Origin of the sequence: Desulfovibrio sp. UIB00 (assembly GCF_022508225.1) — a bacterium.
In the GTDB taxonomy this organism is placed as follows: Bacteria; Desulfobacterota; Desulfovibrionia; order Desulfovibrionales; family Desulfovibrionaceae; genus Desulfovibrio.
Window position 1 is genome coordinate 559,416 of sequence record NZ_JAETXJ010000002.1, and the last position, 24,574, is coordinate 583,989.

Annotated in this window: 23 protein-coding genes and 1 tRNA gene; 14 read left to right on the forward strand and 10 right to left on the reverse strand. The window is 57.8% G+C overall.

Annotated elements, in window-relative coordinates; all coding sequences use genetic code 11:
- Positions 1-24: 24 nt before the first annotated feature.
- The 3 genes from flgG to JMF94_RS05450 all read left to right on the forward strand — a co-directional run bounded on the left by flgG (position 25) and on the right by JMF94_RS05450 (position 2,932).
- On the forward strand, positions 25-810 hold the full coding sequence (gene flgG / locus JMF94_RS05440; RefSeq protein ID WP_240824161.1) for a flagellar basal-body rod protein FlgG: 786 nt from the start codon (positions 25-27) through the stop codon (positions 808-810).
- A gap of 145 nt (positions 811-955) precedes the next feature.
- On the forward strand, positions 956-2,185 hold the full coding sequence (gene flgA, locus JMF94_RS05445; RefSeq protein ID WP_240824162.1) for a flagellar basal body P-ring formation chaperone FlgA: 1,230 nt from the start codon (positions 956-958) through the stop codon (positions 2,183-2,185).
- A gap of 27 nt (positions 2,186-2,212) precedes the next feature.
- Entirely contained in the window at positions 2,213-2,932 is a 720-nt protein-coding gene (locus JMF94_RS05450) for a flagellar basal body L-ring protein FlgH (RefSeq protein ID WP_240824163.1), read from the forward strand.
- A gap of 619 nt (positions 2,933-3,551) precedes the next feature.
- Here JMF94_RS05450 and JMF94_RS05455 read toward each other — a convergent pair.
- Positions 3,552-3,875, reverse strand: a complete 324-nt coding sequence (locus tag JMF94_RS05455) for a hypothetical protein (RefSeq protein ID WP_240824164.1) — start codon at positions 3,873-3,875, stop codon at positions 3,552-3,554.
- On the opposite strand from JMF94_RS05455, the gene JMF94_RS05460 reads away from it, so the two are divergent.
- From JMF94_RS05460 to JMF94_RS05495, 8 genes are all read left to right on the forward strand, one after another.
- Positions 3,864-4,655, forward strand: a complete 792-nt coding sequence (locus JMF94_RS05460) for an aldolase/citrate lyase family protein (RefSeq protein ID WP_240824165.1) — start codon at positions 3,864-3,866, stop codon at positions 4,653-4,655. The two genes, JMF94_RS05455 and JMF94_RS05460, sit on opposite strands and share 12 nt — an antisense overlap.
- Positions 4,656-4,657: 2 nt before the next feature.
- On the forward strand, positions 4,658-5,572 hold the full coding sequence (locus JMF94_RS05465; RefSeq protein WP_240824166.1) for an NAD(P)-dependent oxidoreductase: 915 nt from the start codon (positions 4,658-4,660) through the stop codon (positions 5,570-5,572).
- Between the two features lie 103 nt (positions 5,573-5,675).
- Positions 5,676-6,446 carry a 3-deoxy-manno-octulosonate cytidylyltransferase gene (locus tag JMF94_RS05470; RefSeq protein ID WP_215647079.1) on the forward strand — a complete coding sequence of 257 codons (771 nt, stop codon included), beginning with the start codon at positions 5,676-5,678 and terminating at the stop codon, positions 6,444-6,446.
- A complete protein-coding gene (locus tag JMF94_RS05475; protein ID WP_240824167.1) occupies positions 6,447-7,274 on the forward strand; it encodes an acyltransferase in 828 nt (275 codons plus the stop codon).
- Positions 7,275-7,352: 78 nt separating this feature from the next.
- Entirely contained in the window at positions 7,353-7,988 is a 636-nt protein-coding gene (locus tag JMF94_RS05480) for an HAD family hydrolase (RefSeq protein ID WP_240824168.1), read from the forward strand.
- An 89-nt stretch (positions 7,989-8,077) separates the two neighbouring features.
- Positions 8,078-9,073: a hypothetical protein gene (locus JMF94_RS05485; RefSeq protein ID WP_240824169.1), complete on the forward strand. Its 996-nt coding sequence runs from the start codon at positions 8,078-8,080 to the stop codon at positions 9,071-9,073.
- 142 nt (positions 9,074-9,215) lie between these two features.
- Positions 9,216-9,635 (forward strand): hypothetical protein, encoded by a 420-nt coding sequence (locus tag JMF94_RS05490; protein WP_192111290.1) that lies wholly within the window; start codon positions 9,216-9,218, stop codon positions 9,633-9,635.
- A 343-nt stretch (positions 9,636-9,978) separates the two neighbouring features.
- Complete coding sequence (locus JMF94_RS05495; RefSeq protein ID WP_240824170.1) at positions 9,979-11,730, forward strand: methyl-accepting chemotaxis protein; 1,752 nt, start codon at positions 9,979-9,981, stop codon at positions 11,728-11,730.
- Between the two features lie 103 nt (positions 11,731-11,833).
- On the opposite strand, the gene truA is transcribed toward JMF94_RS05495, so the two are convergent.
- The 4 genes from truA to thiD form a co-directional block, all read right to left on the reverse strand.
- On the reverse strand, positions 11,834-12,613 hold the full coding sequence (gene truA / locus JMF94_RS05500; RefSeq protein ID WP_240824171.1) for a tRNA pseudouridine(38-40) synthase TruA: 780 nt from the start codon (positions 12,611-12,613) through the stop codon (positions 11,834-11,836).
- Positions 12,613-13,842, reverse strand: coding sequence for a hypothetical protein (locus tag JMF94_RS05505; RefSeq protein ID WP_240824172.1), 1,230 nt, complete (start codon positions 13,840-13,842; stop codon positions 12,613-12,615). Before JMF94_RS05505 ends, truA begins: the two co-directional genes overlap by 1 nt.
- 31 nt (positions 13,843-13,873) lie before the next feature.
- Positions 13,874-14,311: a flagellar export protein FliJ gene (gene fliJ, locus JMF94_RS05510; protein ID WP_240824173.1), complete on the reverse strand. Its 438-nt coding sequence runs from the start codon at positions 14,309-14,311 to the stop codon at positions 13,874-13,876.
- A 119-nt stretch (positions 14,312-14,430) separates the two neighbouring features.
- The gene (gene thiD / locus JMF94_RS05515) at positions 14,431-15,234 is read right to left on the reverse strand and encodes a bifunctional hydroxymethylpyrimidine kinase/phosphomethylpyrimidine kinase (RefSeq protein ID WP_240824174.1); all 804 of its coding nucleotides are present in this window, start codon (positions 15,232-15,234) and stop codon (positions 14,431-14,433) included.
- A gap of 248 nt (positions 15,235-15,482) precedes the next feature.
- On the opposite strand from thiD, the gene JMF94_RS05520 reads away from it, so the two are divergent.
- The 3 genes from JMF94_RS05520 to JMF94_RS05530 are packed head-to-tail and all read left to right on the forward strand — an operon-like array spanning position 15,483 to position 18,123.
- Positions 15,483-16,868: a hypothetical protein gene (locus tag JMF94_RS05520; RefSeq protein ID WP_240824175.1), complete on the forward strand. Its 1,386-nt coding sequence runs from the start codon at positions 15,483-15,485 to the stop codon at positions 16,866-16,868.
- Positions 16,868-17,431 (forward strand): bifunctional adenosylcobinamide kinase/adenosylcobinamide-phosphate guanylyltransferase, encoded by a 564-nt coding sequence (locus tag JMF94_RS05525; RefSeq protein ID WP_240824176.1) that lies wholly within the window; start codon positions 16,868-16,870, stop codon positions 17,429-17,431. Before JMF94_RS05520 ends, JMF94_RS05525 begins: the two co-directional genes overlap by 1 nt.
- Positions 17,425-18,123, forward strand: coding sequence for a hypothetical protein (locus JMF94_RS05530; RefSeq protein WP_240824177.1), 699 nt, complete (start codon positions 17,425-17,427; stop codon positions 18,121-18,123). The genes JMF94_RS05525 and JMF94_RS05530 overlap by 7 nt, the downstream gene beginning before the upstream one ends.
- A 104-nt stretch (positions 18,124-18,227) precedes the next feature.
- Here the strand turns inward: JMF94_RS05530 and lon are convergent, their stop codons facing one another.
- The 5 genes from lon to JMF94_RS05555 form a co-directional block, all read right to left on the reverse strand.
- On the reverse strand, positions 18,228-20,666 hold the full coding sequence (gene lon, locus JMF94_RS05535) for an endopeptidase La (protein WP_192111298.1): 2,439 nt from the start codon (positions 20,664-20,666) through the stop codon (positions 18,228-18,230).
- Between the two features lie 301 nt (positions 20,667-20,967).
- On the reverse strand, positions 20,968-22,260 hold the full coding sequence (gene clpX, locus JMF94_RS05540; protein ID WP_240824178.1) for an ATP-dependent Clp protease ATP-binding subunit ClpX: 1,293 nt from the start codon (positions 22,258-22,260) through the stop codon (positions 20,968-20,970).
- Between the two features lies 1 nt (position 22,261).
- Positions 22,262-22,870 carry an ATP-dependent Clp endopeptidase proteolytic subunit ClpP gene (clpP, locus tag JMF94_RS05545; RefSeq protein ID WP_192111300.1) on the reverse strand — a complete coding sequence of 203 codons (609 nt, stop codon included), beginning with the start codon at positions 22,868-22,870 and terminating at the stop codon, positions 22,262-22,264.
- A gap of 97 nt (positions 22,871-22,967) precedes the next feature.
- A complete protein-coding gene (gene tig, locus JMF94_RS05550; protein ID WP_240824179.1) occupies positions 22,968-24,311 on the reverse strand; it encodes a trigger factor in 1,344 nt (447 codons plus the stop codon).
- A 28-nt stretch (positions 24,312-24,339) separates the two neighbouring features.
- Positions 24,340-24,423 (reverse strand) — tRNA-Leu (locus JMF94_RS05555).
- Positions 24,424-24,574 lie beyond the last annotated feature (151 nt).

A 24,574-nucleotide genomic window follows, 5' to 3' on the forward strand; every position in this document is an offset into this window, starting at 1 on the left:
GGTTATGTATAAGGAGAAATTCCCATGATGCGATCGCTTTGGACAGGCGCCACCGGCATGGTGGCTCAACAGCTCAATATCGACGTGATTTCCAACAACCTGGCCAACGTCAACACCACGGGCTTTAAAAAGAGCAGGGCCGAGTTTGAAGATCTCATGTACCAGACCATGCGCATGGCCGGCGCCACCACCGAGGGTGACAACCGCCTGCCAGTGGGTATTCAGGTCGGTATGGGCGCTCGTCCCACAGCTGTGCACAAGTTTTTTACGCAGGGCGATTTTCAGAATACCGGCAACACTCTGGACGTAGCCATTGAAGGCGACGGCTTTTTCCAGGTGGATGTGAACGGCGAACTCATGTACACGCGCGCTGGTTCCTTCAAGCTCAATCAGGACGGCACGGTGGTCACCGCCAACGGCTATATTCTGCAACCGCAGTTTGCCGTGCCCGCGCAAACCAAGACCATTTCCATTTCATCCTCCGGCCACATGGCGGCTCTGGATGCACAGGGGCAGGAACTGGCTGGAGCCGAATTGCCGCTCTACACCTTTATCAATCCTGCGGGCCTTGATGCCCGTGGGCGCAACCTCTACACGCCCACCCAGGCTTCGGGTGATGCCACAGAAGGCGTGCCCGGCACAGACAATGTGGGTACCCTGGCTCAGGGGTTCCTGGAAATGTCCAACGTGGAAGTTGTGGACGAAATGGTGAATATGATTGTGGGCCAGCGCGCCTATGAAGTGAACTCAAAGTCCATCCAGACATCAGACTCCATGCTGGGCATCGCTGTACAGCTCAAGCGCAGCTAGGGCTGATTATTGTTGAAATTGTTTGTCTGTTTTGCGCTGATTTTGAAAAAATCCGCGCCACGAAAGACTTGCTGGTGGCTGGCAGCAATGATGCGTCGCCGTCATGCAGGTATCTGAGCGTGAAAAGACATTAGGGGTATGCGTCATGCGGTTTTTGCAGGTCATATGGGCAATGCGTAATGGTCAGGTGCTGCCTTTGCGCGCGCTTCTGGCTGCGACTCTAGTTTGCTGCCTGTGGGCCACGGCCTCCGTGGCGGCTCCGCAGGGCGGCGTTCCCAGCGCCACATGGCAGGATAATGACCGCAACCATCGCCGCTCACCCAATCAGATAGTCACGCAATTGCGCACTCCCCAGGCTCAGGCAGGGCAAATGCCCCTTGCGGATGATGCGCAGGATCAGCGGGCCGCCAAGGCGCGCAACCAGCTTGCCGCAGGCGAAGCCCCCGTGGCGCAGGATGGACAGCTGAACATGCTCGGACCCGACGATTGGCGGCTTAAAATCCTTTCAGCGGCGGTCACCAATTCAGATATGGTTTTGCTGGGTGATATTGCTGTCCCGCTGGGGCAGATGGGGCAGGATACCTGGGCGCAACTGCGCGTGCAGCAACTTTGGCCTGCCCCCCCGGAAGAAGGCAAACCCTTGCAGATCAGTCATTCTCGCCTTTCTCAGGCTTTACGGCAGGCCTTGGGCAAGGATGTTGCCGGGCGTTGCATTTTGCCGTCTTCGCTGGTGATTCAGCGCGGGGGGCTGGTGTTTCATGAGGAAGACCTGCGTTCCTATGTGGTCAAAAGTCTGACACCACAACTGTCCGCCATGCCGGGGCAGGTGGAGCTGAGCGATTTTCGGCTGCCGGATTACATTTTTTTGGCTCATGCGCAGCAGCGGGTGCAACTTGAACCGGGCAAACTGTCGCCCGGCCGCGTGCCCTTGCGCTTTGCTGTGCAGGAAGTGGACGGCAACGTGCTTCGGCGTATTTCCGGCACGGTCAACCTCACGCTCTGGATAACGGCTCCTGCGGCATCGCGCCCCATGAACAAAGGGGAAGCACTGGCGGCAGAGTCAGTCACCTTTATGAAGGTCAACGCCAGCCAGTTGCGTGATCTGCCGTGGGATGGGCGCGGCGGTCCCTGGCAGGTGAACCGCGCGCTGAACACCGGCGAGCCAATTTTGCAAAGCGACCTTGTGAGCCAGTTGATGGTACGGCGTGGCGATGTGGTCAACCTCATCTATATAAAAGGCAACCTGCGCATAGCCACGCAGGCCCAGGCCCTGGCCGACGGCGAGCCGGGGGCCACCATTGCGGTACGGAATCTGCAAACCAAGAAACAGGTATACGCCATTGTCAAAGATGGCAGCACCGTGGAAATCCACTAGCATTTAAAGGTGGAAGGAGAGGAGCATATGCAGGCACGATACATAATACCCGTTCTGGCGCTGAGCTATCTGTTCTGCGTCGCCTGCGGTGGCAGCCCAACCCGGCGACCTGCACTGCATCCGCCGGTAACACCGCCACAGGAATATCGGCAGGAGGCCAATTCGGCCAACAATCCGGGGTCGCTTTTTGCCGCCAGTGAAACAGATACCCTCTTTGAAGACAGCCGCGCCCGCCGCGTAGGCGATATTGTTGTGGTCAAACTGGTAGAAAACACCAAGGCCCAGAACAAGGCTGAAACCTCATCCAATAAAAAAAGTTCCAACAATTATCAGGTCGCAGACATGTTCAACAGGGGGCACGCGGGCTTTATTCCCTTTATGCCCATCGGGCCGCAGCCGTCTGTAGGTCTGCCAATACTTGATACAGACTCTGCCAGTGGGATTAATTCCACTGGCAAGACCAAGCGTGAAAACTATGTGACCACCTCGCTGGCCACGCGCGTACTCCGGGTGTTGCCGGGCGGCCTGATGGAAATTGAGGGCGCTCGCGAAATCCGCGTTAACGAAGAAACAGAGTATATGGTTGTGCGCGGCATGATCCGCTCCAAGGACGTCAGCGCAGACAACAGCGTTCTTTCAACACAGATAGCGGACGCAAGCATTGAATATTACGGCAAGGGCGTTCTGGCCGACAAGCAGAAGCCCGGCTGGTTCACTCGGCTTATGGATAACGTCTGGCCCTTCTAGGCGCTTTGCCCACAATATAGGATGGTATCTGCACACCCCGTCAGCGCTGCATGCGTTGGCGGGGTGTTTGCGTGAAGTCGCCAGAAAAACGGCAAATCAGCCGGATGTCTTCCAAGGGGCAATGCTTTTAGTTTCTGATTACAAGGGGCTGAAAAATTATAGAAAAATAGTCGTTATTTTTTACTATTATATTTTAGATAGTTATCTGAGCGGCTAAAAAGAAATGCGCAAAAAATATGTGAAAAATTGCGCAGCTCCTTGACCTAAGGATTCTTCCATTCTATGTTGATCGCAGTTCATTGAGCCCGTAGGCTGAAGAGCAGGGGCTCTGCGCCGAAACCCTTTGTTTGTTTGTTTTGTCTGTGTCCCGCGAGGGATTTGTGGACAAAATAAAAAAGCTCCTGAATCTTGCGATCCAGGAGCCCCGGCGGAGAGTGGATTCAAACACCCGTCTGGCAATGCCAGTTTCGGAGTGTCCATATACAAGTGCCAGCGTCATAAGACGTTGACGTTCTTGTTGGTTTTTCCAGCCTCCTCCTGCGAACCAGACTGTTCTGCCGCAGTCTGGTTCCTATCCAAGCCCCTCCGTTACCCACGGGGGGCTTTTTTATTAGCATGCTCACGGTAAAACGCCAAGCCCTGTCTTTTCTCTATTTCTTCTTTGATAAAAAAGTAACAATTTCATTCTCATAACTGCCAGATCACCAAAAGCGCCGCATTGCTGTCGTTTGCTTGGCGCAAACTGGCTTTGGCCGGGCAGCAAGCGACAGATACTGTTGCATTGGATTTGCCGTACATTGAGTTTGCGCATGCCGGGTTTGTATTTCCACAGGCGGCAGGCCCTCTGGCCGTATTGCGCACGGTGGACGCTGGGCGTATAGTAGCGAACGTTTGTCGTAACCTTCAACCCTGCGGCGGCATGCCGCTTGATATGACTGTACATGAAATTCGCGCTCGGCTGGCGGTAGACAAGGCCACAGTTGGCACATGGCTGCAATTGCCCTCGCCTGACGTGGCCGAGCTTATGGCCCGCGCCGGTTATGACTGGGTTGCTGTTGATATGGAACACGGCTCTTTTGGCCGCACCGGGCTTCCGGATGTTTTCCGCGCCATTGAATGCGGCGGTGCGGCTCCTTTTGCGCGTCTTGGTGAAGCCAGCAAAACCCAGATCAAGGCCGCGCTGGAAGCCGGTGCTCAGGGGCTTATCTTCCCCATGATTGAAAGCCGCGCACAGCTTGACCGGGCCATTGATCTTTCTGTGTACCCGGGGCAGGACACCTGGCGCGCTGCGGGTGAAACCGCGCCCGAATACCGTGGCGTTGGCTATTGCCGCGCCAATGTGTTTGGCAAAACGTTTGACGACTATCGCGCAAATCGTGCGCCCGAGATATTTTTGGTGGCTCAGATCGAGCACATCCGCGCGGTGGAAAATCTGGAGGCCATTCTGGCGCATCCCCGTCTGGACGCCATTATGGTCGGCCCTTACGACCTTTCGGGTTCCATGGGGCTTACTGGCCAGTTTGACCACCCTGACTTCAAAGCTGCCATGGCGCGAATTGCCCAAGGTTGCGCCAAGGCGGGCGCCCGCATGGGCCTGCACATTGTGCAGCCTGACCCTGCGGAGCTTGCGCGGCAGATTGCCGCAGGCAGCCGTTTTATCGCTTATGGCATTGATTCGGTCTTTTTGTGGCGGGCGGCTGAACGCCCCAATTCGGGAGAATAACTGTGAATATTACCGTCTTTGGCGGGTCCGGCTTTCTGGGCTCGCATATCTGCGACAAGCTTTCTGAAGCCGGGCATGCGGTCACCATTGTTGACCTGCATCCCTCGCCTTTTTTGCGGCCCGATCAGACCATGCTTGCAGGCAATATTCTGGATGAAGAAACCGTCAACCGCGCCGTAGCCGGTGCGGATATGGTCTTCAACTACGCTGGCATTGCCGACATCGGCGAGGCCAACAACCGCCCGGTGGACACGGCGCGCATCAACGTTCTGGGCAATGTCATGGTGCTTGAGGCCTGCCGCAAGGCTGGCGTAAAGCGCTATGTATTTGCCAGTTCCCTGTACGTGTACGGCAAGTCCGGCGGCTTTTACCGTTGCAGCAAGCAGGCCTGCGAACTGTATATCGAAAACTATCAGGCCATGCACAACCTGCCGTACACCATCCTGCGCTACGGCTCGCTGTACGGCCCGCGTTCCGACCGTCGCAACGCCATCAACAGGTTTGTTTACGAGGCTTTGGCCAACGGCGCCATCACCTACTACGGCGCGCCTACGGCCCTGCGCGAATACGTGCATGTGGACGATGCATCGGCAGCCACCCTGGCCGTGCTTGATCCCGAGTTTGAAAACCAGAACATCATCATCTCTGGCAATCAGCCCATGCGCGTGGGCGATCTGTTCAAGATGATCGGTGAAATGCTCGGCAAGGACCTGACCATCAATTATCTGAATGATCCCAACAGCGGGCACTATCAGGTCACACCCTATGCCTTCATGCCCAAGGTGGGCCGTAAGCTGGTGCCGCCGCTGACTGTTGATCTGGGGCAGGGCATCCTGCGCGTGATGGAAGAGGAACACAAGGAGCTGCACCCCGATCTGGCGTCTGAGGGCGGGTACCTCGTATCCACTGACGACTAGACATGGGAACGGCAGTTGCCGCAAGGGCATACGTCCGTTTGCGGCATGATTGGATGCAGTTTTTTTACGCACACAAATTATTGAGGCCACAAGGAGCCGTCAGATGAACATCATTGCCATCATTCCCGCGCGTATGGGTTCCAGCCGTTACCCCGGCAAACCGCTTGCCCTTATCCACAACGTTCCCATGGTGGGGCATGTGGCCTTTCGTACGGCCATGAGCAAGTGCCTTTCCGCCACCTATGTGGCCACCTGCGACGAGATCATTGAAAATTACTGCAAGGATGCCGGGCTCAAGAGCGTCATGACGGGCGACCATCACGTGCGCTGCTCCACGCGTACCGCTGAAGCCCTGCTGAAGATCGAAGCCGCCACCGGCCAGAAGGCCGATATCGTGGTCATGGTGCAGGGCGATGAACCAATGGTGCGCCCCGAAATGATCGATGCCGCCGTGGCCCCCATGCTGGCAGATCCTTCCATCAACGTGGTCAACCTCATGGCCGATATGGATACTCTTGAGGAATTTGAAGACCCCAACGAAGTCAAGGTCGTTGTGGATCATTGCAACAATGCGCTCTATTTTTCGCGCGAGCCCATTCCTTCGCGCAAAAAGGGGTCGGACAAGGTGCCCATGCGCAAGCAGGTCTGCATCATTCCCTTCCGCCGCGACTATCTGCTGCACTTCAACGAAATGCCTGAAAGCCCACTGGAAATTTACGAATCCGTGGACATGATGCGCATTCTCGAACACGGCGAAAAGGTGCACATGGTGCCCACAGACTGCCGTTCGTGGAGTGTGGACACACCTGAAGATCTGGCCCGCGTGGCCCGCCTTATGGAAGGCGATGATCTTATGAAGGAATACCGCAAGTAAATGGCGGGCGAGCTTAATTCCGCCTCTGCGCAAGGGGACAAGGCCGCTGACGGTTCAAAAAGAGCATGCGCCGTGGGAGCACAAACCCACGGCGCTGCCGCCGAAACCACGGTATCGTCAGAGCAGGTGGACCAGTCCGAAGCTCAGCCCGAAGCGCAGTCAGCAGCCAAGGCCGAACATAAGGCCGAACATAAGGTCGTACAGCCAAAGCCGCATGCAGGGCCCGGGCTGTTCAGCAGGGTGTCGGCGGCGCTTGAAGAATTGTGGCTGGCCGCCTTTGCCTGGATCCCCACGCCGGTGGGCCTTGCATTGCGTCTGTTTGCCTGGCGCTGGCTTTTCAAAGGCTGCGGCTCGGCTCGTTTTGGCACGGGCCTGAGCCTGGCGGGCTGCCGCAACATGCGCATTGGCAACGGCGTACGCATGGGACGCGGCTGCTTTGTTACCGCCTCTGACGGCGAACTGGTGCTGCATGACTGCGTGGCCCTCTCGCCCAATGTGCATGTGGGGGCAGATGCGGGCCGTATAGAAATCGGCGCGCATACCGCCGTGGGGCCAGGCACGGTTATCCGCGCGGCCAACCACTGCATTGCGCGGCAGGATGTGCCGATCATGCATCAGGGGCATGTTCCCGGTCAGATTATTATTGAAGAAGACGTGTGGATTGGCGCCAACTGCGTCATTACGCCAGATGTGCGCATTGGCCGTGGGGCCGTGGTGGGCGCTGGCGCCGTGGTTACGCGCAATGTGGCCCCCTTCAGCATTGTGGGTGGCGTTCCGGCCAAACTTATCGGCATGCGCGGACAGGGCGGTCAGAAGCACTGGGATTAATGCGAGCCTTTCATGCTGGAATACTCTGGCAAGACGGGCCATGCGGCCCCGGACTCGAACAGCTTTTCAAGGAATATTATGTCACTGCAATGCCTTGTTTTTGACTGCGATGGCGTCATTCTTGACAGCGTACCCGTGAAGACACGGGCCTTTGGCCGCCTTATGGAGCCGTTTGGCCCCGAGGCGCGCGACCGCTTTTTGATGTACCACAAGGTGCACGGCGGCGTGAGCCGTTACAAAAAGTTTGAGTGGTTTTATGCAGATGTGCTGGGCAAGGCCATCACCACTGAGGAATCAGAGGCGCTTGGCAACCGCTTTGCCGAATATGTGCTGGATGAGTTGCGCCGCTGCGAGCTGATACCCGGCATTCAGGAAACACTTGATTCCTGGCGCGGCAAGCTGCCCATGTTTGTCTGCTCCGGCGCGCCGCACGAAGAAGTGCTGGCCGTGCTGCACGAGCGTAAACTGGATGGCTATTTTGACGCCATCCATGGCTCCCCGCCAGCCAAGGCCGTGCTGCTGGCGCAAATTGTGAACAGGCAGAAGCTTGACCCCGCCGATGTGCTCATGGTGGGTGACGCCCCCACAGACAGGGACGCAGCCGAAACCGTGGGTACGCTATTTTACGGCGTGGGGCCGGAGCTCAAGGGCGGCTCGTTCCCCTGGGGCGAAGACCTCACGGGCCTGAACGCCTGGATAGCTGCCCGCGCCTAGGTAGCCAGCCTGCGGGCAAATTTGCAACTACTTGTAACCACTACTGAACGTCCTGCCTTGCAACGCGGGACGTTCGCTCATATACGCCAATGAAAAAATTCGTTCTTGCTCTGCTGCTGACCCTGAGTGTGGCCCTGCTTGTGACCGCCTGCGATTCCGGCAAAAAGGAAGAAGGTGCAAACGGCAAGCCCGTTGCCGAATCTTCCTCCAGCGCGCCCAAGGCGGAAACTGCGGTTCAGGTACAATCCGTGGAAGAAGCAACCCCGCCTCCCAGCCCGGAAGAACTGGACAGGGCAGACCGGCTGGTGGCTTTTTCCAACACAGCCTCCATGGCGCTGGCAACAGGACGCTATGCCCAGGCCGACGTGCTGGCGGCCTACACCAAGTATTATCTGGCAGAGTGGCAACTGGCCAAACGGCCGGAACTGAATGCGGATCAGGATGCCGCCCTTGCCCGCCGCCTGACTCCCCCGGTCAGCCTTTTTACCCCTGAGCAGACCAAAAAAATGGCCGCCTGCGTGCAGGACATGAATAAGGCCATCGTAGACATGCGGGCTGATTATCGCCTGCTCGAAAAGTACGTGGCCGACGAGAGCATTCAGGATAACGGCGTCAAAGGCAAAGCCCTTGCTGCGGAAATACTCAAGGAACACGCCGCCTTTATCGTTGCGCGCGATGCCTATATGGCGATTGTGGAGGGCGAAGCCGCCCCTGCAGAAGATATCTTGCTGCGCAACCATCCGCTCAAACGGCAAATTCAGGCTGCGGAACGCATTTTCGCCGTGTTTGGCAAAACAGCAACACTGCTTACTCCCAGCAAGCCCGACAGAGATGCGCTGAAGGCCCAGCGTGACGAGCTTGCAGCAGCCATTGCGGACGGCGGACGGCCTCCCTTTATGGCAGCACCGGAACTGGAGCGTCAGTACCGTGCTTTTCTCAAGCAGGCGGGCAGCTATGCGCAGCTTTTTGACCAGGGTCTTGAAGAAGAGTTTTACGTTCCTGTGCGGTTTGAAATGAACAAGGCCGCTCTGGCAACCCGGGCTGCCTACAATGATTTTGTCAAGGTTGCCAACCAGATGCGCTGACGAGTCAATGTTCTGACTGTCTACGTTGAGTGTTTTGTAACATGCTGTAGTTTAATGGTTAAGTTTGTTTGGCAAGGCCTTTGCAGATTGAATGCAAACGGGTGTCAATTACCCGAACATCCATCTGATCTGGAGGTTCAGCATGTTTTTTTTGCTGGGAGGCCACGATAAAAAAAGCCGCAAGGCCGAGAGAACTGTGGGCATTTCTGACGCAAGCGCCAGAGTGCGTGAGGTTTTTCTGGCCGGGCGTTTTCCTGTGGTGACAACACATCAGGTGGAGGGGAGGCGTATTGCCAAGGTGCTTGGCCTTGTGTGTTGCCGGGGTTTTGACTCGGAAGAAGCCTTTTTTGGCATGGCGGCAAGGGCCATGAACAAGGGCGCACAGGCTATTGTGGGCTATAATGAAAACGTGGCCTTTCATCCCGATGGCAGCAAGTATTTTTCCTGCTTCGGAACTGCCGTGATGTTTGAGTATGACCCTGCCGACCCGGAATCATTGCCGCTCATGCTGCAACAGAAATTCAAGGCGCAGGAACAATCCGGCCTCAGCGAAATCATCTGATCAGGCTGGTTTTATATATGCAAAGCCCCCGTTCATTATGAGCGGGGGCTTTGCATTTGTAACAGATGCTACGTTGAATGCTAGTTATGAGTGTCCATTCAATTTTTTTATAGCAGACGAGAGTCTTGCACTGCAAAATTTGAGATTTTTTTAGCCATATCATAATAGTATGGTTTGTATCGTACTTTTGAGACTAGGTAAAAATTTTAGTTTGAAATTGTATAAAGTATTGTTAATGATAGACGATAATTACTTTGAAGGTTGGAGCCGTCTATAAAGAGTATATCCGTATACTTTGAATGGATAAGCACCGGAAATTTGAAACAGTTTTTAGGGGGTTATTATGAAGCTTTCGATAAAACTTGTGTTTCTTACAGCATTGTTAACGGCATTTTCAATAATTATTGGATTTATTTCTGTTATTGGAATGTCTTCTATAAATAAAGACGTCAAGGATATTTCCGAGAATTGGCTTCCAACAATAAAGGTTGTTGGTGAACTCAATAGTATGGTTAATGAGTACAGGCGCAATGAGTTGGTTCACATTCTCGCAACAGACGAATCAACAATGCGGCAGTATGAAAACAAGATACAGAGTTTGACCGGCAGTATTAATGAAAAAGTTAAAGAATATGAAAAATTAATCTCTGAACCAGAGGAAAAGGTCGCATATCCCAAGTTTCTTGCGGCATGGAAGGCTTATACGGAAAATCACGCGAAGGTTGAGGTTCTGTCCAAAAGCAATAAAACCGAAGAAGCTGTCAAGCTGGTGCTTGGCCCGGCCAGAGCGCAGTACGGTGAAGCCCTTGATCAACTAAAGATTATTATTGATGTCAATGACAAGGGAAGCAAGGCTTCAGCTGTGGACGCGGAAGCTTCATATGAACAAGGGAAGTTGATTACGATCTCGTTGATAATCGCGGTCATGCTTGCTGCTACAGCCATTTCCATTTTGATTATCAGGGGTGTAACAAAGCAGCTCGGCGAAGATCCCGGATATTTGCATTATGTGGCATCGGAAATAGCCGGTGGTCAGCTTGATCTCGCATTCAAGCCGTATTCCGGCGATGGCGGTGTTTACGGTGTGCTCATAAAAATGGTGGGCAATCTCAAAGCCAAGATCGCGGAAGCAGACAGCAAATCGCAGCAGGCCGAGCAGCAGGCAAAAGCCGCGCAGGAAGCAACCGCACTTGCCGAGGAGGCAACCCGCCGGGCAGAGCGGGCCAAGGCGGAAGGCATGCTCCAGGCTGCCCAGCAGCTGGAAGGGATCGTGCAGATCGTGTCGTCTGCGTCAGAAGCGCTTTCTGACCAGATTGCCCAGTCCAGCCGTGGGGCAGACGAGCAGTCGGGCCGGGTGCGTGAAACCGCCACAGCCATGGAAGAAATGAACGCCACCGTGCTGGAAGTAGCCAAAAACGCCCAGCAGGCTGCTGATGTTTCGCATCAGACCAGGGAGCAGGCAGAGGAAGGCTCGCAGATACTCAATGAAGCCGTAAAGGGCATCGAATCCGTCCACACGCAGTCCATTGCCATCAAGGAAGATATGGATGCTCTGGGCAAGCAGGCAGAGAGCATCGGCCAGATCATGGGGGTCATTGCCGACATTGCCGACCAGACCAACCTGCTGGCCCTGAACGCCGCCATTGAGGCCGCTCGCGCTGGTGATGCGGGCCGGGGCTTTGCCGTGGTTGCGGACGAAGTGCGCAAACTGGCGGAAAAAACAATGTCTGCCACGCAGGAAGTGGGTCAGGCCATTACGGGCATTCAGACTGGCACCCGCAAGAATATCCAGAATGTCGAGCAGGTTGCCGATACTATTGAAGGTGCAACCAACATGTCTGTACGCTCCGGTGAATCGCTCAAGAAAATTCTTGAGCTCGTCCATCTGGTCAATGATCAGGTTCAGTCCATTGCGACTGCCAGCGAGCAGCAATCCGCCGCCAGCGAGGAGATCAATCAGTCTGTTGAGCAGGTGGCGACCATTTCCGCGCAAACCGCTCAAGCCATGGAACAGGCTTCCGGTGCGGTTGCGGACCTGACGCAACAGGCTCAGTCACTCCAGCAGGTCATAGAAAAAATGAAGAATCAGTCTTAGCCATCGCAGATTGATAAAAGGAAAAGGCCGTTCAGGGATGGACGGCCTTTTGCAATTATGGCTTTACACTTGCCGCAGAGGCGGCACAGCCGATGTAAGGCTGTCAGGCCTCGGGATATACCACGTTCACCAGAGCCAGACCTTGCGGTGGCGCAGTCACGGAGGGCACATCCCTGCGGTCGCGTGTGGCAAGCAGGGCGGGGATATCCTTTGGCTGCACCTTGCCTTGGCCGCAGGCAGCCAGCAGGCCTGCCATATTGCGCACCATCTGCTTGAGAAAGCCATCGGCAGTCACAATAAAGCGCAGCATGGGAGCGTGCGGCGGATAGAATTCACAGAGGGGCATGGTGTGCAGCTCGGCTTGCAGCACCGTGCGCTCTGTGCTTTCCACATCCGTGCCCACATTGCGCAGCGCAGCAAAGTCGTGCAGGCCCGTCAGGTGAGGCAGGGCGGCGCGCATGGCTTCCATGTTCAGTGGGCCGCATTTCCACACAAAGGGCGTCAGCTGTGGCGGCATAAAGGTCTGTTCCAGCCAGAACTGATAGGCGTAGGTTTTGCGCAGGGCATCCTTGCGGGCGTGAAAGTCCGGCTCGGCCTGCATGGCCTCCAGTACTCGAATATCGCGGGGCAATACCGCATTGAGGCTACGCCGCCAGTCCATGTTGGCGCGTGCGTCGGGCACATCGCAGTGCACAACCTGCCCGTGGGCATGTACGCCGGAATCTGTGCGGCCCGAGCCGTGGGCGCGTATGTTCTGCCCTGTGATGGTGCGCAGGGCCTTTTCCATTTCGCCCTGAACTGTGGGTGGCGGGCTCGGTTTTTCCTGTATCTGCCAGCCGCTGTAGCAGGTGCCCACATAGGCGATCAAAAGCTTGAGGCGCATTAATCAGGTATCCTCATGCGGGTGATAAGCTCCGTAAGCTTGGCTGTCTTGGCCGGGGAAACGTAGGTGAGGATTTCGCCTGACTGCTTGGGCGACATGCCGGAAAGAATGCGGATGGCCACACGTTCGTCCATGCTTTCCAGAGCCTTGGCCGCAGCCTTGGGTTTCATCATGGAATAGGTGAGCACCAGTCGGTGAACTTTTTCGTTTTCAATGCCCTTGGCCTCGCGGATCATGTCCTGCATTTTCTTTTCAGTTTCCTGAATGTCCTTGAGGCGCTGATCCATCTGCTGGCGCAGCACAAGAATATCCTGCTGCTGGCGCGCCAGTTCCTGAGCCTTGGTATTGGGGTCGTTGGAATACGCGCCCTGAGGCTGCTGCACCGTGGGAACGGGCAGCGTGCCCGAGCTTTGCCCCTGCGGCAAGGGGGGCAAAAAGCCGTCGTTGTTGCCTGCCGCGCCGCGCGGCGGCAAAGGTGCGCCGTCCGTGCCCTGACCGCGTGGAATGTTTGCCGGGATGGGCGGAGCGCCGGGTATGGTCAGCGGAGCCGTCTGCTCTGCGGGAGCAAAGGGCGATTGCCCGCCAGTGGGCGTCTGGGGAACAGGCATATCCAGCGCTGCCGCGTGCGCGGCCTGCACGCTGCCAAGGCCGGGGATGGGTAGATTGCTCAGGCCCAGGGCGTCCAGCCATTCGGATTCGCTGGCGCGGTTGGGTCTGGCAGAAACAATCAAGCTGCCGGAGGGGGCGGAAGTGCCCGGTTCCGCCTGTGGGGCAGGCAGGGCCTGCGGTTCGGGAAAATTGGGAGAGAATGTCTGGCCTAGGGCCTTTGAAGCCGCAGCAGTTTCAGGTGCGCCGCCTGAGGCCGTTGCACGGATAAGCGGGGCGGGCAGGGCGGCATCGGTCACGCTGGTGGTTTGATCTGCGTGGGGTTTGACCGCTGCGGCCATGCGGGCGGCGGCAGAACCTTGCGGGTCGTTCTGGCTTTTTTCGGTTTTGTCCTTGATGTTGTCTACAACAGAATCAAGGGCCGAACCCATGGACGAAAGTGTAGAACTGACGCTTTGCGCCAGCCCAGAGGGGGCCGCATCAGCAACGGGGGCTACGGTTTCAGCTCGCTCCTGCCCAGTGCGCGGCTCGTTTACGGCTACCGTGGCATCCTTGGGCGATCCGCCAAGCCAGGAGGGCACGGGCACATCCAGCAGCAAAAGGCCGAGGATGGTAAGCTTCATAAAGCAGAGCACCGCCAGCCAGCGGAAAAGCTTAGAGAGCCGGAGCTTTGTAGCGGAGTGTGGCTGTTTCGTCATTGACGCGTTGCTCCTTCAGTTGTTCCTCACGAAGATACTGCTGGTTTTGGCGCTCCTTGAGCTTTTCCAGCAGTTTTCTTTCAATGGCGCGCGCGGCCAGCAGTTTGCGGGCTTCGTCAACAAGTTGCTCGTGCATGCGGGCCTGCAAGGCCGCATTGGCAACATCGCCGCGCAATCCTTTTACATACTGTTCCAGCAGCCAGCGTTCCGCCTGCGGCACAAGGGCTGATTCAAACAAGCGGTCTTCGGTCTGGCGCAGTTCAGCCTTCAGGCGTTCAAAAAGGGCGCGCGCTTCTTCCAGAAGTCTTTGCTTGTTGGCCAGATCAACCTTGGCTTCTTCTTCAAGCTGTTCCCGGTAGTCGAGTATTTTCTGTAATTTGAAACGAAAAGGCACGCCGCACCGCCTTGATTTTGACACCCTGAATATCCACAGGGGGAAACTGCAAACAGCGGGCCAATCCGCCGCCATGCGGCGGCGGAAAAGGGCCGTGCGGCTGGCAGGCGGGCAAATGCCTATTTGACGTTTAAATCTGCGGCGTGGTTTACAGGGCCGCAGCCCTTGCCGGGGGCGTAGCTTTTGCGCAGGGCGAGGTTCAGAAATTCCTGCGCCCGGGTTACAGCAACCTGCAGGGGCAAACCGCGCCCAAGCCCTGTGGCGATGGCGGCAGAAAGCGTGCAGCCCGTCCCATGGTTGTTTTCCGTCTCCACCTTGGCCTGCGGAAGGTGCTTGGGCTGTTCGCCGGGCACGCACAGGCAGTCTGTAACAACGATGGAGCTTTCCATGTGCCCGCCCTTGATGAGCACTGCGCGCGCACCCATGGCAAGCAGCTTCTGGCCTGCGGTCTCCGCGTCTTCAAGGCTGCTGATGCTCATGCCGGTGAGCATTTCCGCCTCGGGGCGATTGGGGGTCAGCAGGTCGCAGCCGGGCAGCATTTCTTCCACAAGGGCAGTCACGGCGTCTTCCTGCAACAGGCGGCTGCCGCTCTGGCTCACGGAAACAGGGTCAACAACGAGGGGAAAGTCGCGGTTGCGCAATTCGTCCGCAACCGCGCGGATGATAGGCGCGGAAAAGAGCATGCCCGTTTTGGCGGCCTTGACGGAAAAGCCCTCAAGCACCGTGCGCAGTTGCAAACGCACAAAATCGGCATCCGGCGCATGAATGCCCGTAACGCCCAATCCGTTCTGCGCGGTCAGGGCGGTGATAACGCTCATGCCGTAACCGCCGAGCGCCATGATTGTTTTCAGGTCGGCCTGAATGCCCGCGCCGCCGCCGGAATCAGAACCGGCAATGGTGAGGATGTTGGCTGGGGTATGCATAAAAAGCCTCTCGGTAAATACTGCGTACGAATTTTGTTACTATACCCCGCCGCCCGCCGGGGTGCAATGCGGGCACTCCCCGCCCCGTATCCAGAAACTCTCTGGAAAATGTCTTCACAGCGCAGGGAAGCAATGCTAGCATTTACGCGCAATAAACGGAAATAATGGCTTGCTGTGCCGTTTTTTGCAGCGGCCAATGCAGTGCGCCTTGTGCCACAGCCCCATGCCTGCCGCAGTAGGAGAATTTTATGAAATTGGAAAAAAAGCCTCTGGACGTGCCGGACATAGTGAATATGCCCAAGCCCCGTCCCGCCCGCGCTGGCGCGCGCAAGGCCGTGGTGCTGGCGCTGCTGGCGGTTCTGGCCCTGGGCGGCGCGACCTACTGGCTTACACGCGATAAATCGACCCGCGACCAGTGGAAGGACAAAGCCGCCGACATCATAAACAACGCCACCAGCGGCACCCCGCTGGCCGGGGTGGGTGATGTGCTGCGCGATGCGCCCCCGCCCCCGCCCATTTCTGTTGTCAGCCCGCCCACCTCCCCCGGCACGCTGGCCGGGCAAACAGTGCAGGGCAGCGTGGGAGCGCCTGTGGACGGCTCAACGCCCGCCGGGTTGTATCCGCAACAGAACGGGGCGCAGATGCCCCAGAAGGTGACGGAAGACAGCCATATCCGCATGGAATTTGTGGAAGATCTGGCGGCCTTTGTTGTGGCCCGTTTCAAGCCCGGCCCGCAGAGCGGCACGCTGAACGTCAGCGTGCAGGCGCTCAACCAGCGCTACGGCGCAAAGTTTGCCAATGTCACTGACGGCAAGGGCGGTCGCGAAGCCCTGCTGCGTTACGCCTTTCATCCTACCATGCTGCGCGGGCTGTACACTCTGTATGCGGACCGCTTTCTGGATGCCGTCAATCGCGATGCTGCTTCCAAGGGCTTTACGCCAGAGCATATCCGCCAGTTGCACATGGCGCTGGCCGGGCGTCTTGTCATTCTGGCTGGCGCGCTTGAGGGCGTGGCCTCTGTTCCCAATCTTGACGCCCGCCTGCGCGAGCAGGACAAATCCGCGCAAGGAGTAGTGGAAATTAACGCCCAGATGGCCGAAGCCGTGTTCGCGGTAGACCAGCTGCGGGAGAACAATGCTTCCGAAGCGCAGATATCCACGGCGCAACTGCGGGTGGACGGCCTGAGCGCCCGGTACCGCCGTGCGCTTGAGGAACGCGCCGCCTTGCAGCGCACCTTGGTTGCGGCCATACGCCAGAACGGCGGGCAGACGCTGGACGATGATTCCCTGCTGTTTGTGGCCCAATGGGTTGATCGCCGCCTGCGCGCGGACGCTCAGGCTCTTGCCTCGGTACAGGCCTCGGCTGGCGTGTTGCGCGATCTGGCGCGGCGAAGCGCGCAGGCAGGAACTGGTACGCCGTTCCTGCCGCAAAGCCCCGCACTGGGGGCGGTCCCTAATGGCGCAGGCAATGCCGTTCCAAATGCGGCTCCCAATGGCGCACAAAACGCCGGGCATATACAGACCTCCCCGCAGCTGACCCCGCCGATGGGGCATGCGGCCCCCGCGTTGCCTGCGGAAAACGCGCGTGGCGCTGCAGAACATGCGCCTGCCCCCCGTGTGGGCGGTCAGCAGTAATGGGCGCAGCAGTTCTTTTTGTTGGCGGCACTCGCAGCGGCAAGAGCGGTCTGGCCCAGCGCTGGGCCGAGGCGCAAGCCCCACAGCGGCTGTATCTGGCCACGGGCCGTGCGGACGATGAAGAAATGGCGGCGCGCATTGCCCGGCACAAGCAGGAGCGTGGTCTGGGCTGGCATTGTCTTGAAGAGCCGCTTGACCCGGCTGGCGCTCTGGCATCACTTATGTCTGCGGTCCAACCCGACAGCAATGGGCCGGGGGTTGTGCTGTTTGACTGCGTGAGCCTGTGGGTAGCCAATCTTATGGCTGCGGACATGACGGAAAAGGACATTCTTGACCGCGTGGAGGCGCTGGCCGCCAGCATTGCGGCCTATCCACTGCCGCTGGCGCTGGTGAGTGTGGAGGCGGGCCTGGGCATGGTCGCCATGTCGAGCCTCGGACGTCGTTTTCAGGATACGCTGGGCCTTGCCAATCAGGCGCTGGCCCGCGTGTGCGGCACGGTAGTTTTTGTAAGCTGCGGTCTGCCCCTTGTGCTCAAGGGCCAGTTGCCGGAGGGAATATGCTGAATTTTGTTGGGCGGACTGCCAGTGTGGAGGCGGGCGCAAAATCGGGCGGCAAGGTCTTGTGCCGTGTGCCTTATTACTTCGTAGCGGCCCTGCTGTGGGCGGCGGTTGTGGTGCAGCCCAGCTTTGCCGTTGCGGCAAATGATCCGCGCCAGTGCATTCTGGAAGCTGGCGGTGCTGTGGACAAATCTGACGTGGCCGCTTTTGAGCGGCAGGTGGATGTGGACGCCATTCTTGAGCAGGCCCTGAATCTTTTTGTGCGCCGTGCGCAGGATCCGGAGGCGGCAAAGGACCTGCCGCCCATGGTTGCGCTGCTCTTTACCCAGGCAGCGTCCAAGGAGGGCAACGTGCGCTCACTGCTGCTGAACGAAACCCGGGCCTTTGTGCTCAACGGCATTTCTTCCGGCGCATTTGCAGGCCGCAAGCCCTCGGGCAATAACGCACAGGGGCTGCTTGCCCCACTGTTTGCCGATGCCTCCACCGGGCGCAAGGAAATCAAGAACGTGGGGCAGGCCCGGCGCGATGGCGATGGCTGGCTTGTGCCCTTTGTGGTGCATGACGGCGGCAACGGCGAATCCTATGACGTGACGGGCAGGGTGACATCCGCTAACGGCGAGATGCGTCTGACCTCCGTAGCCAATATGGAATCCCTGTTGCGCAAGGTGGCTGCAGAAAGCCGCGCAGTGGAGCCGTAGCAGAATCTGTTGACTTAGCGCGACCAAGCACCAGCAAGAAATAAAAAAGGGAGCCATCTGGCTCCCTTTTTTATCGCTGATTTTTTATCACTGACGCCGTGCGGCTACTGCGCCGGCTGGTTCTTGTCGTCATCGTGCTTTTCAGGCCGCAGAATGCGGCTGATGGGCAGCGCCGTGGCCCGGCCGGAGAAGATTTCTTCCGCCGTGGCGGCAAGGGCCTGAGGCAGAACCTCATCCACATGGTCAACAAAAACGATCTCCAGGTCGCGCAGTACTTCGTCCGGCACTTCCTTGAGGTCTTTTTCATTATCACGGGGCATGATCACTTTTTTGATACCGCTGCGTCGCGCTGCCAGCAGTTTTTCTCGCAGCCCGCCAATGGGCAGCACCCTGCCGCGCAAAGAGATTTCACCGGTCATGGCTACGTCGTTGCGCACAGGAATACCCAGCAGGGCGGAGGTGATGGACGTTGCCAGGGTGATACCCGCCGAAGGGCCGTCCTTGGGCGTCGCGCCAGCAGGCACGTGCACGTGGATGTCTATCTTGCGGTGGAAGCGGGGATCAAGGCCCAGCACTTCGGCCCGTGAACGCACATACGAAAGGGCCGCCTTGGCCGATTCCGTCATGACCTCGCCCAACTGACCCGTGGTCACCACATGACCGGAGCCAGCCATGAGGCTGGTTTCCACCAGCAGAATTTCGCCGCCGCGCTGATTGTAGGCAAGGCCAGCGCACACACCCACCTGAGGTTCGCTTTCGCGTTCGTCATGGCGATATTTTTTTACGCCCAGCATGGAGGGCAGGCTCTGGCGCGAGATGTTGACGCACTTTTCGGTGTCGTCGTCTTCCACAAGCTTGATGGCGGTCTTGCGGCACAGGGCGGCAATTTCGCGCTCAAGGTTGCGCACCCCGGCCTCGCGCGTGTAGGAGCGGATGATCTCAAGAATGGCGTTGTCCGACACGCGGATGTTGCCTTCCTTGAGGCCGTGCTCCTCCAGCTGGCGGGGCAGCAGGAAGCGGCGGGCGATGTGGCGTTTTTCCGTTTCAAGGTAGCTGTTGAGCTCGATGATCTCCATACGGTCAAGCAGCGGCACAGGGATGGAGTGCAGCGAGTTGGCCGTGGTGATAAAGAAGACCTTGGAAAGATCATACTCCAGATCAAGGTAGTGATCCATGAAGGTATTGTTCTGTTCCGGGTCGAGCACTTCCAGCAGGGCCGAGGCCGGGTCGCCACGGTAGTCGGAGGTCATCTTGTCCACTTCGTCCAGGCAGAAAAGGGGATTGTTGAACTTCACCCGCTTGAGAGACTGGATGATCTTGCCCGGCAGCGCGCCCACATAGGTGCGGCGGTGGCCCCGGATTTCAGCTTCATCGCGTACGCCGCCAAGGGAGAGACGCACAAAATCGCGCCCTGTGGCGCGGGCCACGGACTTGGCAAGCGAGGTTTTACCCACGCCGGGAGGGCCGACAAAGCAGAGGATGGGGCCTTTGAGCCCCTGAGACAGTTTCTGCACGGCGAGGTATTCCAGAATGCGTTCCTTGGGTTTTTCAAGGCCAAAGTGGTCGCCGTCCAGAATTGCGCGCGCCTTTTCAAGGTTGATGTCTATCTGCTTGAGGTCGTTCCAGGGCAGATCCAGAATCCAGTCCACATAGTTGCGCACAACCGTGTATTCCGCCGCAGAGGGCGGCATGCTGCGCAGCTTTCTGGCTTCGGAGAGCGCCTTTTCGCGCGCTTCTTCCGGCATGTCGCGGGCCTTGAGCTTTTGCTCTATTTCGTCAACTTCGGCCTGGGGGTCGTCATCGCGCCCCATTTCCTTGTTGATGGCCTTGATCTGCTCATTGAGGTAATACTCGCGCTGATTGCGCTCCATCTGCACCTTGACGCGGTTCTTGATGCGCTTTTCAACCGTGGCAAGGGCCACCTCGCCCTGCAAAAGCTCATAGGCAAGCTCCAGGCGCTGGGTGGCGTCGTCGATCTCAAGGGCTTCCTGCTTTTTGCGGTAATCAACCTTGAGGTGCGGGATGATGGCATCGGCCAGAGGGCCGATTTCCTGTAAGGCAAGAATGGAGAGCACAGCCTCCTGCGAAATCTTTTTGTTGTTCTTGCCGTATTCTTCAAGCGCCTCGTGCACGGCGCGCACAAGAGCTTCGCGTTCTTCAGGGCGGCTCTGCTTTTCAGCGCGGCGGCGCACACCCACCATGGCGCACTGCTCGTCTTCGTGCAGGTTTTCCCACGTAGCGCGGTACACGCCCTCAAACAGCACCTTGATGGTGCCGTCGGGCAGGCGCAGCATCTGAAGCACCTTGCTGACCACGCCCACAGGCGAAAGATCCTGAGCATCGGGCTTTTCCAGCTCCGGCTCGCGCTGGGCCACAAGAAATATCTGCTTGCTATAGGTGGCCTGTGCGGCTTCGATGGCCTTGATGGAGGCCTCGCGCCCCACAAAGAGCGGCATGATGGAGCGGGGGAACATGACCACCTCGCGCAAAGGCATGATGGGCAGTTCAATATAAGCGTCAGAGCCGCGCATTTCGTCTGTCATAATTCTCCCCTGAAAAAAAGCCGGACGGCGGCTTGCGCCGCCCGGCGGAACTTAGAGCTTTTTTGCCGTGAAATGCCTTGCGTCAGGCGGGGTGTTAGCTGTTGCCCTGCGGCATGGCTGGCCGCAACATGGCTCAGGGTTCGCCGTGCAATCATTTCGCAGCGCGGATTTCAGGAAACCCGCACGGCGCACCGCAACAGTCGTACTGCCGGGCGCGCCATGTTTGCCTGCGGGGCCAACCGCTCGGCGGCCCCTGTGCGCCCTGCTGCAATGGCAGACCGCACGCAATCCAGGCGGTTGGCTAAGAGGCCTTGTCGCCTCCGGCCTGGGCCTTGGGCGTATCGGCGTTTTCAGCCTTGTCGCCAAACAGCAGCACCGGTTCCTTGCCCTTGTCGATGACAGCCTGATTGATCAGGCATTCGCGCACATTGGGCAGGGAGGGCAGCTTGAACATGATGTCGAGCATGGTGCGTTCCATCACGTTGCGCAGGCCGCGCGCGCCGGTTTTTCGCTCTATGGCCTTGGCGGCAATGGCCTTGAGGGCATTGGGCGTAAAGCGCAGGTCAACATTCTCAAGTTCAAAAAGCTTCTGGTACTGGCGCACCAGAGCGTTCTTGGGTTCAGTGAGAATACGCACCAGATCGGGTTCGTCCAGTTCGTCCACATGGGTGATGATGGGGATACGGCCCACAAATTCGGGGATAAGGCCGAACTTCACCAGATCCTGCGGATGCACCTTGTCGAGCAGTTCGCCAAGGGGCATCTCCTTGCTGGCACGCATCTTGGCGCCAAAACCCATGGCGCCGCCGCTCATGCGGCCGCCCACGATCTTGTCCAGGCCCACAAAAGCGCCGCCTACGATGAACAGGATGTTGCTCGTGTTCATGCGGATAAATTCCTGCTGGGGGTGCTTGCGCCCGCCCTTGGGAGGAATATTGGCCTCGGTGCCTTCGATGATCTTGAGCAGGGCCTGCTGCACGCCTTCGCCGGAGACGTCGCGCGTGATGGACGGACCGTCGCCCTTGCGGGAAATCTTGTCGATTTCATCAATATAGATGATGCCCTTGCTGGCGGCTTCCAGATCATAGTCCGCATTCTGAAGCAACTGCACCAGGATGTTTTCCACGTCTTCGCCCACATAGCCAGCTTCCGTGAGGGTGGTGGCATCAGCAATGGCAAAGGGCACGCGCAGCACGCGAGCCAAAGTTTTGGCAAGCAGGGTTTTACCGCTGCCCGAGGGGCCGACAAGGAGGATATTGCTTTTTTCAAGCTCAACCTCGTCACCAAGGGCGCTGGCGTAAAACACACGCTTGTAGTGGTTGTGCACCGCTACAGAAAGGATTTTCTTGGCCTCGTTCTGTCCGATGACATACTGGTCAAGGCGATCCTTGATTTCCTGAGGCGAAAGAAGGCGTTCTTCGCTCTGGGGGCTTTCCATCTGGTCGCGGGCGATAATTTCGTTGCAGGCCTTGATGCATTTGTCGCAAATGCTCGCGCCGTCCTGCACGATGAGATTGCGAACCTCAAGCTCAGTGCGCCCGCAAAAGGAGCAGCGCAGGGGTTCGCTCACCGTAGGTTTATCGTTCTTGGCCATATTACTCGCTCTTTTCCTGAGCCATTTCATTGCGCGATACAAGCACGCGGTCAATGATGCCGAGTTCCTTGGCTTCCTCAGGAGTCAAAAAGTTATCGCGTTCGGTAGCTTTGACAATGTCCTTGTAGGGACGGCCCGTGTTGTCGGCCAGCATGCGGTTGAGGCGTTCCTTGAGGCGCAGCACCTCGCGCGCGTGGATTTCAATATCCGTGGCCTGACCCTGAAAACCGCCCGAAGGCTGGTGAATCATGATCTGACTGTTGGGCAAAGCAAAACGCATGCCAGGCTTGCCAGCGGCCAGCAAAAAAGCGCCCATGCTGGCGGCGCGGCCCATGCACACCGTCGCCACGGGCGAAGAGATAAAGCGCATGGTGTCATAAATGGCAAGCCCGGCGGTAACAGAGCCGCCGGGGGAATTTATGTAGAGATAGATTTCTTTTTCGGGGTCTTGCGATTCAAGGAACAGCAGCTGGGCGCAGATGAGGGAAGCAACGGTATCGTTGACCTCGGAGCCAAGCAAAACGATACGATCCTTGAGCAGACGCGAATAGATGTCATAGGCCCGTTCAGAGCGGCCTGTGGTTTCAATAACCATGGGGACAAGCGACATATGAGCCTCTTGGCACGGCGTGTGGGCCGGTTGGGTGCGGTGTTGCCGCAAAATAAAACCAAAAGGCGGCCTTAAGGCCGCCTCCCTTATACTTCAGTTAGTCCTGAGCGCTGGCGGGTGCGCCCGGCGCGGCGTCGCCCTCGGCTGGCGCCTTGGGCTCCACTTCGGTCACCTTGGACTTGGCGTAGATCAGATCCATGGCCTTGTCGGCCAGCATGCGGTCACGCAGCACAAAGATCATGCCCGAGCGTTCATAGCTTTCACGCAGGGTTTTGAAATCTTCGCCAGTGCGCATGCTCATCTGGTAGATCTGAGTGTTGACCTCATTGTCGGTAACGTCAAGTGCTTCTTTCTTGGCGATGGAAAGCAGCAAAACCTGCGAGCGGGCCAGTTCGTCAGCCTGGGGCTGCACTTCGGCGCGCAGTTCGTCCATGCTCTTGCCAAGCGAATCAAGGCTGCGGCCCTGACGTTCAAGGCGGGAGGCCATGTCGCCAAGCAGGGTGCGCACCTGGGTGTCAACAAGGCTGGGCGGCAGTTCAAACTCAACCATCTTCAGCAGACGGTCAAGCAGGGTCTTCTGCGCGGCGCTCTTGTTGAGGTTGGCGCGGCTCTGGGTGTAGCTGCCGGTGATGGCTTCGCGCAGCTTTTCCACGCTTTCAAGGCCAACGGTCTTGGCGAGGTCGTCGTTCAGTTCAGGAAGCTTGCGCTCCTTGATGGCGTGCACGCGCACCTTCATGGTGACGGTTTTGCCTGCCAGATCCTTGGCAAGAAAATCTTCGGGGAAGGTGATCTGGCCTTCGCCTTCTTCGCCGTAGTGGACGGTCTTCACCAGAGCTTCAAAATCTTCAAGGGCCTGACGTTCGCCAAGGGCGAGGTCAAAGCTTTCGGCCTTCACGCCTTCCAGGGGTTCGCCGTTTTCAAAAGCGGCAAAGTCAATGGTGGCAACCTGACCGTCCACAGCGGGGCCAGCGCCTTCAATGGGCACAAGCTCGCCACGGTCGCGGCGGATGCGGTCGATAACTTCCTGCACTTCCTTTTCGTCCACGACCACTTTTTCCTGTTCCACTTCCATACCTTCATAAGGAGGAAGGGTGAAGGAGGGCAGTATTTCAAATTCGACGCTGTATTCGTAGCCCTGACCGCGTTCAAAGGTGCCCTTGGCGTCCACGTCAACGCCGGCAAGGGGCGAAACGTCGAGCTTCTGCATCACGTCGTTGATGTGGACGTTGATCAGATCCTGGCGGGCTTCTTCATAAATCTTGTCGCGGAAGCGCTGTTCGATGACCGACGCCGGAACCTTGCCCTTGCGGAAACCGTCCAGCTGCACCGATGTTTTGTACAGCGCCACGGCGCCCATGATGGCTGCTTCCACTTCCTGGGCTTCGGTGGTGATGACGACCTTTTTTCTGACCGGCGAAATGTCTTCTGCGCTATATTCCACGAGGGACTCCTTTTCTTGGTGAGGTAGATGGTGCGAGAGGGGGGACTTGAACCCCCATACCAAAGGTGCTGGATTCTAAGTCCAGTGCGTCTACCAATTCCGCCACTCTCGCAAAGCGTGTTTCCATAGCACACTTGCCGGTGGGCTGCAAGCCATGAGCGGCGCGCCTGTTGCCGTGGGCTGTGCCGGGCGGGAGGGCGTTAACCGAAAATCTCCGTCATAAATAAGTCGCAATGGCGGTACGGCAAGCAATTTTTTTAAAA

Coding starts and splice junctions, on each gene's coding strand:
- truA (WP_240824171.1), bottom strand. CDS start 12,613: ATGCGCCTCAAGCTTTTGATCGCCTATGTGGGCACCTGCTACAGCGGC.
- JMF94_RS05490 (WP_192111290.1), top strand. CDS start 9,216: ATGTTTTTTTTGCTGGGAGGCCACGATAAAAAAAGCCGCAAGGCCGAG.
- JMF94_RS05520 (WP_240824175.1), top strand. CDS start 15,483: ATGAAATTGGAAAAAAAGCCTCTGGACGTGCCGGACATAGTGAATATG.
- clpX (WP_240824178.1), bottom strand. CDS start 22,260: ATGGCCAAGAACGATAAACCTACGGTGAGCGAACCCCTGCGCTGCTCC.
- flgG (WP_240824161.1), top strand. CDS start 25: ATGATGCGATCGCTTTGGACAGGCGCCACCGGCATGGTGGCTCAACAG.
- JMF94_RS05495 (WP_240824170.1), top strand. CDS start 9,979: ATGAAGCTTTCGATAAAACTTGTGTTTCTTACAGCATTGTTAACGGCA.
- JMF94_RS05455 (WP_240824164.1), bottom strand. CDS start 3,875: ATGTACAGTCATATCAAGCGGCATGCCGCCGCAGGGTTGAAGGTTACG.
- JMF94_RS05525 (WP_240824176.1), top strand. CDS start 16,868: ATGGGCGCAGCAGTTCTTTTTGTTGGCGGCACTCGCAGCGGCAAGAGC.
- JMF94_RS05530 (WP_240824177.1), top strand. CDS start 17,425: ATGCTGAATTTTGTTGGGCGGACTGCCAGTGTGGAGGCGGGCGCAAAA.
- JMF94_RS05505 (WP_240824172.1), bottom strand. CDS start 13,842: ATGAAGCTTACCATCCTCGGCCTTTTGCTGCTGGATGTGCCCGTGCCC.
- thiD (WP_240824174.1), bottom strand. CDS start 15,234: ATGCATACCCCAGCCAACATCCTCACCATTGCCGGTTCTGATTCCGGC.
- JMF94_RS05480 (WP_240824168.1), top strand. CDS start 7,353: ATGTCACTGCAATGCCTTGTTTTTGACTGCGATGGCGTCATTCTTGAC.
- JMF94_RS05470 (WP_215647079.1), top strand. CDS start 5,676: ATGAACATCATTGCCATCATTCCCGCGCGTATGGGTTCCAGCCGTTAC.
- JMF94_RS05450 (WP_240824163.1), top strand. CDS start 2,213: ATGCAGGCACGATACATAATACCCGTTCTGGCGCTGAGCTATCTGTTC.
- flgA (WP_240824162.1), top strand. CDS start 956: ATGCGGTTTTTGCAGGTCATATGGGCAATGCGTAATGGTCAGGTGCTG.
- JMF94_RS05485 (WP_240824169.1), top strand. CDS start 8,078: ATGAAAAAATTCGTTCTTGCTCTGCTGCTGACCCTGAGTGTGGCCCTG.
- lon (WP_192111298.1), bottom strand. CDS start 20,666: ATGACAGACGAAATGCGCGGCTCTGACGCTTATATTGAACTGCCCATC.
- JMF94_RS05460 (WP_240824165.1), top strand. CDS start 3,864: ATGACTGTACATGAAATTCGCGCTCGGCTGGCGGTAGACAAGGCCACA.
- clpP (WP_192111300.1), bottom strand. CDS start 22,870: ATGTCGCTTGTCCCCATGGTTATTGAAACCACAGGCCGCTCTGAACGG.
- JMF94_RS05475 (WP_240824167.1), top strand. CDS start 6,447: ATGGCGGGCGAGCTTAATTCCGCCTCTGCGCAAGGGGACAAGGCCGCT.